This window comes from Corallococcus sp. AB045 (genome assembly GCF_003668895.1).
Lineage (GTDB): Bacteria > Myxococcota > Myxococcia > Myxococcales > Myxococcaceae > Corallococcus > Corallococcus coralloides.
In genome coordinates this window covers 22,311-32,979 of the sequence record NZ_RAWN01000105.1, presented here as the reverse complement: position 1 = coordinate 32,979, position 10,669 = coordinate 22,311, and the positions used below count along the sequence as shown (strand labels likewise).

At 71.5% G+C, this 10,669-nt stretch carries 10 protein-coding genes; 3 read left to right on the top strand and 7 right to left on the bottom strand.

What is annotated here, in order from left to right; translation table 11 throughout:
* Window positions 1-183, bottom strand: a 183-nt coding sequence (locus D7Y21_RS42920) for a hypothetical protein (RefSeq protein ID WP_233612257.1), incomplete at its 3' end; no start/stop codon positions are given.
* 361 nt (window positions 184-544) lie between these two features.
* Between D7Y21_RS42920 and D7Y21_RS23770 the strand changes: the two genes are divergently transcribed.
* Window positions 545-1,567: an isopenicillin N synthase family oxygenase gene (locus D7Y21_RS23770; protein ID WP_121715895.1), complete on the top strand. Its 1,023-nt coding sequence runs from the start codon at window positions 545-547 to the stop codon at window positions 1,565-1,567.
* A 4-nt stretch (window positions 1,568-1,571) separates the two neighbouring features.
* Here D7Y21_RS23770 and D7Y21_RS23765 read toward each other — a convergent pair whose 3' ends face one another.
* The 6 genes from D7Y21_RS23765 to D7Y21_RS23735 all read right to left on the bottom strand — a co-directional run bounded on the left by D7Y21_RS23765 (window position 1,572) and on the right by D7Y21_RS23735 (window position 6,971).
* Window positions 1,572-1,820 (bottom strand): hypothetical protein, encoded by a 249-nt coding sequence (locus tag D7Y21_RS23765; RefSeq protein WP_199735480.1) that lies wholly within the window; start codon window positions 1,818-1,820, stop codon window positions 1,572-1,574.
* A gap of 533 nt (window positions 1,821-2,353) precedes the next feature.
* Window positions 2,354-3,604, bottom strand: coding sequence for a hydroxymethylglutaryl-CoA synthase family protein (locus D7Y21_RS23755; RefSeq protein ID WP_120562774.1), 1,251 nt, complete (start codon window positions 3,602-3,604; stop codon window positions 2,354-2,356).
* A 41-nt stretch (window positions 3,605-3,645) separates the two neighbouring features.
* Window positions 3,646-4,683 carry a zinc-binding dehydrogenase gene (locus D7Y21_RS23750; RefSeq protein ID WP_121715892.1) on the bottom strand — a complete coding sequence of 346 codons (1,038 nt, stop codon included), beginning with the start codon at window positions 4,681-4,683 and terminating at the stop codon, window positions 3,646-3,648.
* Between the two features lie 46 nt (window positions 4,684-4,729).
* Window positions 4,730-5,476, bottom strand: a complete 747-nt coding sequence (locus D7Y21_RS23745; protein WP_121715891.1) for a CoA-transferase subunit beta — start codon at window positions 5,474-5,476, stop codon at window positions 4,730-4,732.
* Window positions 5,473-6,273 (bottom strand): CoA transferase subunit A, encoded by an 801-nt coding sequence (locus D7Y21_RS23740; protein WP_120562777.1) that lies wholly within the window; start codon window positions 6,271-6,273, stop codon window positions 5,473-5,475. Before D7Y21_RS23740 ends, D7Y21_RS23745 begins: the two co-directional genes overlap by 4 nt.
* A complete protein-coding gene (locus D7Y21_RS23735; RefSeq protein ID WP_121715889.1) occupies window positions 6,270-6,971 on the bottom strand; it encodes a TetR/AcrR family transcriptional regulator in 702 nt (233 codons plus the stop codon). Before D7Y21_RS23735 ends, D7Y21_RS23740 begins: the two co-directional genes overlap by 4 nt.
* 196 nt (window positions 6,972-7,167) lie before the next feature.
* Here D7Y21_RS23735 and D7Y21_RS23730 point away from each other — a divergent pair, with 196 nt between their 5' ends.
* Both D7Y21_RS23730 and D7Y21_RS23725 read left to right on the top strand, forming a co-directional pair.
* Window positions 7,168-9,300 carry an ATP-binding protein gene (locus D7Y21_RS23730; RefSeq protein WP_121715887.1) on the top strand — a complete coding sequence of 711 codons (2,133 nt, stop codon included), beginning with the start codon at window positions 7,168-7,170 and terminating at the stop codon, window positions 9,298-9,300.
* On the top strand, window positions 9,278-10,642 hold the full coding sequence (locus D7Y21_RS23725) for a sigma-54-dependent transcriptional regulator (protein WP_370039109.1): 1,365 nt from the start codon (window positions 9,278-9,280) through the stop codon (window positions 10,640-10,642). Before D7Y21_RS23730 ends, D7Y21_RS23725 begins: the two co-directional genes overlap by 23 nt.
* Window positions 10,643-10,669: the final 27 nt, after the last annotated feature.

Genomic DNA, 10,669 nt, shown 5'->3' with positions numbered 1-10,669 from the left:
CCCCAGGAGCAGGCTTCCCCCGAGGCTCCATCCGTCCATGAGGACCTTCTCGGCGCGCCCGTGCCGGCCTCCCTCCTGGATGATGCGCTGGGGACAGGGACTTGCGTGGACGAACGGAGCCTCGGCGTCCTTGCGCCAGCCGTTGAGGACACCGAGGCGCTCGGCGTTGCACTCCGTCCCCATGGCCAGGTCTGCCCCATTGGGCCCGACAGCGGGACGCCGCTGTCTTCAACCGTCCTGGGGGACGCGTCGTGTGGACATGATGGCGGGGGCTCCGGGAGGGGCATGGCGGATGATGCTTCGCTCAACCTGTCTGACGGTCGGGCGAATGGGAGCGCTTCGTCCGGTGAGGGGTGTCTCCCGCCTGCGGTTCCTCCCTCCGGCTCTCTCGGCGCGAAGTGCAAGGCGGGTGGACTGTTTCACGGGACCCTGGGCTGCCTGGGGCAGTGGTGGGAGCGCCTGCTCCGATTGACCTTGGACGCAGTCGCCGGAGCCATGCTTCCGCGCAGGATGGGGCAACGCACTTCTGGCTAGAGTTCGCGCCATGGATACCGTGCCCCTCATCGACGTCCGAGCCCTCGTGGACCCCACGTCGAGCCCCCTGGCCCGAAGGGAGGTCGCTGCTCGCATGGGCGCGGCTTGTAGGAACACCGGCTTCTTCTATGTCGTGGGCCATGGCGTGGACGTGGGCATTCAGACCCGGTTGGAGGCGCTGGCTCGGGACTTCTTCTCGCGGCCGGAGGAGGAGAAGCAGCGGGTGCGCATGGCGCTCGGGGGGAGGGCGTGGCGTGGCTTCTTCCCCGTGGGCGGGGAGCTCACTTCGGGCCGGCCGGACCGCAAGGAGGGGTTGTACTTCGGCACGGAGCTGTCGCTAGACGACCCTCGTGTGCGCGCCGGCACTCCGCTGCATGGACCGAACCTGTTCCCCCTTGAGCCGGAGGGGCTGGGGGGCGCGGTGCTGGCGTACATGGCGGCGCTGACGTCGCTGGGACACGCGCTGATGTCCGGCATCGCGCTCAGCCTGGACCTGGAAGCGGACTTCTTCGCCACCCGGTACATGGCGGATCCGACGGTGCTGTTCCGCATCTTCAACTACCCGCCGGGCCCGGAGATGGACGTGGAAGGCCTGCCGGTGTGGGGCGTGGGCGAGCACACCGACTATGGCGTACTCACCATCCTCAAGCAGGACGACGCGGGCGGGCTCCAGGTGAAGACTCGCCAGGAGGGGCAGACTCGCTGGGTGGACGCTCCTCCGGTGGAGGATGCGTTCGTGTGCAACATCGGCGACATGCTCGACCGGATGACGCGCGGCGTGTACCGCTCCACGCCGCACCGGGTCCTCAACCGCGCGGGCCGCGACCGGCTGTCGCTGCCGTTCTTCTTTGATCCGGACTGGACGGCGCAGGTGCGCGCCATCGACTCGCCCGCACTGAAGGACGCGGGCGCGGACGACCATGCGGAGCGATGGGACCGCCAGAGCGTGCACACCTTCCAGGGCACGTATGGGGACTACCTGCTCGGCAAGGTGGGGAAGGTGTTCCCCGACCTGCGCGCGGAAGTGCTGTAGCGCCTCAGGCCCAGAGTTCCTGCTCCAGCAAGTCCAACAGCGCCAGTGCCACCGCCGGTGAAGGCAGTCCGGCCTCCGCGGAGAGACGCGCGTCCAGCGGCACGGCCATCTCCGCGCGCAGTACGGCCAGCGCCTGACGCCGGGCCTCCCGAAGGGCGGAGCGTTCTTCCTCGGACAGCCTGGGCGCGGCCCACGCGTCGATGTCCCAGGACAGGCCCGCGTGGCGCGTCTCGTCCTCCGCGATGCGCACCATGGCCTCGCGGATGACGGCCGTCTCGCAATCATTTCCCGCGGTGAAGACGGGCTGGAAGCCGGGGATTCGCTTCCGCTCGACGCGGACTGGCTGCCCTCCATTGGGCAGCCGAGGCTGTGACGTGTCGGCGACGAGCTCCCAGGTGTACGAGTACCGCCTCGGGCACCATCCACGCCCTGTCGATTCCGGGGACCGCGTTGGAGAAAGAGGATTCCTCCCTCGGAGGAGCGTCCACGCACCGGATCCGGCGGTAGTTCGTCGCCAGGAGTCCAGCGGGCACGTCCGGCTTCACGGGCCGTTCGCCGTGGCATCCGGCAATCACAAGCGGCGTGGCCAACGTTGCCTTCAATGCCCTGGCGACCAGCCGCCGCAAACGCTCCGCGTTCAATGACAACCCCCGTGTCGGCAGTCCGGCCCCTGCGCTGCCCAAACCCCATCAAACCGGTTCGGGACCATGCCCATGAAAAGCAGACGGGCGATGCACGCCAGGAAGCGCGCATCGCCCGAGGGGACTTCACCTGAACCGCTGAGGCCTACGCGCCCGCGTACTTGCGGCGGAACTCGTGGATCTCCGCCAGCCGGAACGTGCCCGGCTCCGGCGCAATGGCCTCCGGCGCGTCGTAGGGCAGGTTCATCAGCCGCTCGTACTCCTCCACCGACACGCGCTCGCGCTTCGCCAGCACCGTGTCCAGGTCCGCGCGGGCCATGCGCTCCGCGGCCTTCTCACCCACGACACCGGTGTAGAACTCCGCGCAGGAACCGCTGCCGTAGGACAAGAGGCCAATCCGCTGGCCGGCCAGCGCCGCGCCCTCCGCGTGCAGCTGGCCCGCGAGCGCCAGGTACAGCGACGCCGTGTAGACGTTGCCCACCCGCGCGTTCAGCCCCAGCGACTTCGCCACCTGCGCGTCGTAGCTGGCCTGCGACTTCGCCGCCTCGTCGCGCGCCTCGGGCGTGGCCGGCCCGTTCCCCGAATCCTCCAGGTCGCACAGCCGCACCTGCGCGTGCGCCTTGCGCGCCATCTTGCAGAAGGGCACGTGGTAGAGGATGCGCGCCAGTTGCTCGCTGGGCAGCTTCGAATCCCACCGCACCAGCCCCTGCTCCATGGCGCGCTCGCGCCAGCCCCGGTACGCGCCCGCCATGGCGTCCAGGTAGCAGGTGATGGAGTAGTGCCCGTCCACCAGCGCCTCGCGCCGGCCCACCGGGCGCCAGAAGTCGTACACGTCCGCGGTGCTCACGCCGTTGAGCCCCACGTCCACCGCCAGCAGGTCCGGCGTCTCCGACACCAGCAGCGCCACCGCGCCGCCGCCCTGCGTGGGCTCGCCCGCCGTCTTCAGGCCGTAGCGCGCGATGTCCGTGCACACCACCAGCGCGGAGCGGCCCGCCGCGGCGCCGGACGCAATCCACTCCACCGCCGCCATCAGGCCCGCCGTGCCGCCGTAGCACGCGTGCTGCGAGTCGAACGTGCGCATGCCGCGAGGCAGCTTCAAGAGGCCGTGCACGTGCGACGCGATGGGCTTGGAGTGGTCCACGCCCGTCTCCGTGCCCACCACCAGCATGCCCAGCTTGGAGGTGTCCACGCCCTGCTGCTGGATGAGGCGCGCGGCCGCCGTGGCCGCCAGCGACACGGAGTCCTCGCCCGGGTCGTTGACCGCCATCTCCTTCGCGCCCAGGCCCGCGGTGAACTTCGCCGGGTCCACGCCGCGCGCCCGCGCCAGGTCCTCGATGTCCACGTACCGCCGGGGGACCGCCACCGCCAGCGCTTCGATTCCAACCCGCTTCTTCATGGGGAACTCCTCAAGTCAAAAGGTCGCGAATCCAGTGGGCCTCACGCCGCCGGCGGCACCAGCACCAGCCGGCCCGCCACTTCCCGGTTCTCCAGGCGGAAGTGCGCGCGGCTCGCATCCGCCAGCGGCACCTCTTCCGACACGAAGGGGCGGATGAGGCCCTTGGCCGTCAGCCGCAGCGACTCGTCCAGCTCCTCGCGCGTCGTCGCGTACGCGCCAAGAATCTCCAGCTCCTTCACGATGACCAGCCCCGGGTTGAGGTTCACCACCCCCGACTCCAGGTTGCCCACCACCACCACGCGTCCGCCGGGCGCCATGGCCTTGAGCGTCTGGTCGAAGGTGGCGCTGCCCACAATCTCCACCGCCACGTCCACACCCTGGCCCTGCGTGCGCTTGCGCGCCTCCGAACCGAAGTCCAGGCCGCGCGAGACAATCACCTCGTCCGCGCCAGCCTCCCTGAGGGCCGCGACCTTCGCCTCGCCGGACGTGATGGCGATGACGCGCGCCCCGTCCACCTTCGCCAACTGCACGGCGGCCAGGCCAACGCCGCCGCTGGCGCCGGTGATCAGCACCGTCTCACCGGCCTTCACCTTCGCCCGCGTGCGCAGCGTGTGCACGGCGGTGCCCAGCGTGCAGCACACCGTGGCGGCCACCGCCCAGGGCAGGTCGGACGGCACGCGGCCCAGGCCTCGCACCGGGGCCACCATGAACTGCGCGTAGCCGCCCTGGAGCTCCTCGCCGAAGAAGCGGTTGTCCGTCTTGCACAGGCTGTTGCGGCCGGAGAGGCACAGCGCGCACTCGCCGCAGGACATGCGCTGCAGCGTCGCCGCGCGGTCGCCCACCTTCCAGCCCACCGTGTCCGGGCCCACCTCCACCACCTCGCCCGCGGCCTCGTGCCCCAGGATGGCGGGCACGTGCGTGCGGGGCAGGTTGCCGCGGCGGTTGATGACGTCGTGGTAGCAGACGCCGCACGCGTGGACCTTCAGCAGCACCTCGCCCTTGCCCGGCCGGGGCACCGGCACGGTCTCCAGACGCAGGTTCTCTGCACTCCCGAACTGGCGAAGAACGACGGCTTCCATGCGGTGCCTCTTTTCCGTGCTGCTTGAAGGATGGGGAAGGAGTGCTTCAGCCGCCGACGAGCGCGTCGCGCAGGTTGCGGGGGTCCAGCGCGCGGATGGCCGACACCGTGCGCGCGTCCGGCAGGGAGGTGACGGGCAGGGCGTCCGGCACCGCGAACTCGAAGCCGGTCCGCTCGGCGATGCCGTCCACCGTGGCCCACGGGTGGCGCGCCAACAGCCGCGCCCCACGAGGCCCGCCCAGCTCATACGTGCCCAGGTCGGAGATGAGCCGCACCGGACGGCTGGGGTCGCGCGTCGTGGCCACCTGGACCTGCGGGACGAGGTTGCGGCGCGACTGCCGGGGCACCAGCAGCACGGGGTTCTTCACCCACTGGCGCAGCGTGGCCGCGCCCGCCACGCCGGGGAACTTGGTGCGCGGCTTGTCCAGGCTGCCGGACGCCGTCATGTTGGTGCGGCCCGCCGGGTCCACCTCCGCCGCGCCAAAGAAGACCGTGTCCACCCGGCCGCGCCGGGCGTGGTCGAACAGGTCCGCGATGCTCACCTCCGCGGACCGGCCGTCCAGGTACCGCAGGTCCTCGGACGACGGGAACAGCTCCGGCAGCGCCGGATCCAACGAACCGACACACGCCAGGTACGTCAGCCCCGGCGCATGCGTGGCCCGGGCCACCGCGATGGCCAGGATGACCAGCGGCGACGCCACGCCCGTGGCCACCACCGAGCCGTCTTCAATCTCCCGCGCCAGCAGCGACACCACCGTCTCCGCGGGCGTCGCGTCCACCGTCGTCGTCGTCATGCCGCGCTCCGCGTCGCGCGCAGCGACATGAGGAAGCCCTTCGCGTCGCCCGCGTCCGCCGCGGCCAGGTAGGCCGCGAGCATCGCGTCGTCATGCGGGTACTGGCCCAGGCAGCCCGTGGGCAGCGCACCGCCGGGGGCGAGCACCACACGCTCCACCTGGAAGGCGGGGATGGTGACGCGCGACAGCTTCGGCACGCGCTCCTCCACGGTGGCGATGATCCGCTTCGCGGCGCCCGCGACGAGCAGGTCCGTGGTGGGGTCTTCGATCAGCAGGTTGCCCTTGTCGTCCGCCGCCCGGGCGTGGATGAGCGCCACGTCCGGGTAGTACGCGGGCTCCACCGGCACGCGGCGGCCCGTGAACGGGTCCTCCACCGTGCGCGGCGCGTCCACCTCCGCCAGCTCCGACACGTCCGCGTCCGGCGCGGGGATGAAGGGCAGCCCCATGGACGCCGCGCGCAGCCGCTGCACCACGCGGTAGCCGTCGTGCTCGCGCCACTCGAGCTCGCCCGCCTCGATGGCCCGCTTGAGGCAGGGCAGGGGACGCACGCGGTTCTCCAGCACCAGCGCGCCGAAGGGCAGCTCCACGCGCTGGAGACACCCGCCCGCGACCAGGAACTCCGCCGGCAGCGGGTTGGGCAGGGAGATGAGCTGCAGGCCGCGCTTCTCCTGCGCCACCAGCTCCAGCACCAGCGCCATGGGCGCGCGGCCCAGCATGAACCCGCCGGCCGCGAGCGACGCGCCGTCCGGGATGGAGGCCACCGCCTCCGACAGGGAACTCCAACGGGCGCGGTTCACTGGGGCTCTCCTCCAGAACCGGAGCTGGAACCGGAAGCGGCGCGCGGCACCATGCGCAGCGCGGGCGCGTCTTCAGACGAAGGGACCGGGGCGCTCACGGCCGAAGCGGCGGAGGGAAAGAGCAGCTCCACCATGCCGTCGGCGATCTGCTCCTCGGTGAGACGCCCGTCCGGTTTGAACCACTTGTAGACCCAGAGGATCATCCCCAGGAACGAGAAGGCCGCGACGGTGGGGTCCACCACGCCGCGCAGGCGGCCCAGGCGGTTGGCCTCCGCGAACGCGTCCTCCAGGAAGCGCACGTAGCGCTTCTTGCGCCGGTCGATGTACTCGCGCGCTTCACCGGTGAGCGTGGCGTGCTCGTGGAGGATGATGATGACCTCCTTGCTGCGGCCGCTCGTCACCAGGTGGATGTTCTGCCGCATGCACTGGCGCAGCCGCTCCACCGGATCCGCCACGTCCTGGACGGGCGCGAGGACCTGCTCCTCGAACACGTCCATGCCGTAGTTCATGATGGCGAAGAGCAGCTGCTCCTTGTTCTGGATGTGGTGGTAGAGCCCCGCCTTCGTCATCCGGCACGCGGCGGCGATCTCCTGCATCGACGTGCCCTCGTAGCCGCGCTCGCAGATGAGCCGCGCCGCCGTCTCCAGGATGGCCCTGTACCGCTCGCCCTCGTCCGGTTTGCGCCCCGTGGGTGTCATGCGTGCCTTCCCTTGCCGGCCTGCCTGCTGCCGGGCTGAGACCACCTACCGACCGGTAGGTCACTTCACCTACCGACCGGTAGGTAGCACTCCGCGACGCGGTCCGTCAACGGGCAAGTACCGGAGGGCAGGTGGGACAAATGCTTTTGGAAACAAGGACTTGGGAGCACCCAACGGGTTAGGTTGCGGGCCGCTCATGCGGTCCACGCTCCTGCCCATCCTCCTCTTGTGCGCCGCGCTGGCGAGCGTGGGGGTGGGGGTCTGGACGCTCGTGAAGCGCAGCCGGACGACCCTGGTGGAGCAGTTCGCCGGGGACCGGCAGAAGCAGCTGGACGAGGCCGTGGGTGGCGTCACGGACTCGCTGGAGGAGGTGGGCAAGAACCTGCGCTTCGCCGGCGAGCTGATGTCCCAGCCGGGGACCCTGGCGGAGCACCGCCGGGAGCTGCGCGCGTTGCTGGAGGCGGTGGGCCAGTACAAGGCCATCGCGGCGTACGACGGCGACGGTGTGGAGCGGCTGCTGCTCTTGGACCGCAAGCCGGACGCGCAGGTGTCTCGCGAGGGACTGGTGGCGGAGATGGCCGAGACGGCGCGCCGGGCGTTGCAGCGTCCGCCCGGCGACCTCACCACGTCGCCCATCCTGGACGCGGCCAACGGCGGCTGGCTGCGCATCCTGGCCACGGGGCTGCCCGCGACGGATGGCAAGCCCGAGGGCGCGGTGGCGGTGCTGGTGGACACGGAGTCGTTCTTCGCGCCGCTGCGCATCGTCACGTCGGACCTGGATGCGCGGATGCTGCTCGTGGGCACGCACGGCCAGCCCACGCCCGCGAGCGACCCGGCCCTGGCGGAGTGGTTCGGCCGCGCGAGCCAGAAGGACTCGGGTGTGCCGGGCTTCGCGTTCCTCGTGTCCCGGCTGAAGGCTGGTGCGCGCGGCATGCTGCCCCTGTCCGAACAGGAGGCGGAGCGGCTGGGGCTGGGGCGCTCGGAGGTGGTGGCCGTCTACACGCCCATCCGCATGCGCGGCGGCAGTCACTGGGCGGTGGCGACGCTGGTGTCCACCGCGGCGCTGCGTTCGCACGAGCAGTCGCTGGTGGTGCGGCTGTTGGGCGCGGGCGCGCTGGTGGCGTTCTTCCTGGTGGCCTTCGCGGTGTACGTGGTGCTGGCGCGGCGGCGCGCGGTGGCGCTGACAGAGAGCCGCCGGCACGCGGCCCAGCTCGCCGCGCTCCATGACCGGACGCGGAAGATCTTGGACCATCTGCCCACGGGCGTCCTCGCGCTGACGGAGGACGGGCGGATCAGCGCGGTCAACCAGGCCCTACGCTCGCGCGTGCCCGGCAACGTGACGGGAGCGCCCCTGGCGTCCGCGTTCCCCGGGGCGCCGGCGCCGGTGGTGGAGCGGCTGTCCGCGCTGGTGGCGTCCGCGCGGCAGGAGGACCGGCCCCTGAGCCTCCTGGGCGAACCGCTGGCGCTCTTCGGCGAGGAGGGTACGTACAACCTGCACGCGGTGCCGCTGACCGCGGAGGACCCGAAGGAGGAGACGCGCGCGCTCCTGGTGGTGGAGGATCTGAGCGACGTGCGCGCGCTGGAGACGCAGCTGTTGCGCGCGGAGAAGCTGGCCACGGTGGGTGTGCTGGCCGCGGGCATCGCGCATGAGATCGGCACGCCGCTGGGCGTGGTGCGCGGCCGGGCGGAGTACGTGCAGAGCAAGCTGGGCCCCTCGCATCCTCAAGGGCCGGGGCTGGGCGTCATCGTCGAACAGATCGACCGGGTGAGCCGCACGCTGCGCCAGCTGCTGGACTTCTCCCGCCTGCAGCCGGCGATGGTGCGGCCGGTGGCGCTGGGGCCGCTCGCCCGGAGCGTGCACGAGCTGTTGCAGGTGGAGGCGGAGCGGCGGCGGGTGAGCTTGATCGTGGACGTGCCGGAGTCCGTGCCCTCACTGGCGGCGGACGCGGATCAGCTCCAGCAGGTGCTGCTCAACCTCACGCTCAATGCGTGCGATGCGTGCAACGAGGGCGGCAAGGTGGAGGTTTCGGCTTCCGCGCTGGCGGGGCCGGAGGAAGGCACCTGGGGCCTGGTCGCGCTCACCGTGCGTGACGACGGGTGCGGGATTCCCAAGGAGCGCCTCAACCAGGTGTTCGACCCGTTCTTCACCACGAAGAAGCGCGGCCAGGGCACGGGGCTGGGGCTGACGATGGTGGCCCACGTCGTGCGCAACCACGGCGGACGGGTGGAGCTGGAGAGCACGCCGGGGCAGGGCACCCGCGTCACCGTGCTGTGGCCGGTGGCCCGCGCCGTCCCAGAGGAACGAAATGCCGAGCGACTTGCCGTCTGACGCGCGCATCCTCGTGGTGGACGACCACGTGGAGATGGGGCGCATGCTCCAGGAGCCGCTGGCCGACGCGGGCTGGACGGTGGACCTGGCCACGGGCGGGCAGGAAGCGCTGACGCTCATCCGCTCGCGCGTGTACGACGCGGTGCTGACCGACCTGCGCATGGAGAAGGTGGACGGCCTGGACGTGCTGGACGCCGCCCGCGCGGTGGACGCGGAGCTGCCCGTGCTGCTGATGACGGCCTTCGGCGGCGTGGAGAGCGCCGTGGAGGCGATGCGCCGGGGCGCGTACCACTACTTCACCAAGCCCTTCCGCCTGGACGAGGTGCGGCTGTACCTGGGCCGAGCGCTGGAGGACCGCCGGCTGCGCGCGGAGCACCGGGCGCTGAAGCAGGCGTCGCAGGAGCGCTCCGGCCTGGGCGCGCTGGTGGGTAGGAGCGCGCCCATGCGCGGGCTGTACGAGCTCATCGACCGGGTGGCGCACGCGGCGGCCCCGGTGCTGCTCCGGGGCGAGAGCGGCAGCGGCAAGGAGCTGGTGGCCCGCGCGCTCCACGTCGAGGGCCCGCGCGCGGCCAACCCCTTCGTGGCCGTCAACTGCACCGCGCTGCCGGGGCCGCTTCTGGAGAGCGAGCTGTTCGGCCACGTGAAGGGCGCCTTCACCGGGGCCACGTCCGTGCGGCGCGGCCTGTTCGTGGAGGCGCACGGCGGCACGCTGTTCCTGGACGAGATTGGCGACATGCCCACGGAGCTCCAGGCGCGGCTGTTGCGCGTGCTGGAGGACGGCGAGGTGCGCGCGGTGGGCTCGGATGCCAGCCGCACCGTGGATGTGCGCGTGGTGGCAGCAACGCACCAGGACCTGGAGGCGCGCGTGCGGGAGGGGCGCTTCCGCGCGGACCTCTTCTACCGGCTCAACGTCGTCACGCTGCGGGTGCCTTCGCTGAAGGAGCGCCGGGAGGACATCCCGCAGCTGGTGGAGCACTTCACCGCCCGCTCTCGCACACGCAACCCGCGCTCCCGCGTGACGTCGCTGTCACCGGAGGTGGTGGCCGCGCTGGGCGCCATGCCCTGGCCGGGCAACGTGCGCGAGCTGGAGAACCTGGTGGAGCGGCTGGTGGTGCTCGTCCCCCGGGAGACAGTGACGCTGGAGGACCTGCGGCCCCACGCGCCGGTGCCGGAGCCGGCGGCCCCGCTCGCCCAGGCGCAGGAGGGAGTGTGGACCCTGCGCAAGCTGGAGGGGGAGTACATCCACTGGATGGTCCAGCACTGCGGCGGGAACAAGACCCGCGCCGCGGAGCTCCTGGGCATTGATGTGTCCACCATCCATCGTCGCGAGCGGGAGCGGTAACCGGCCCGTGTGGCAATCCGCCACGGG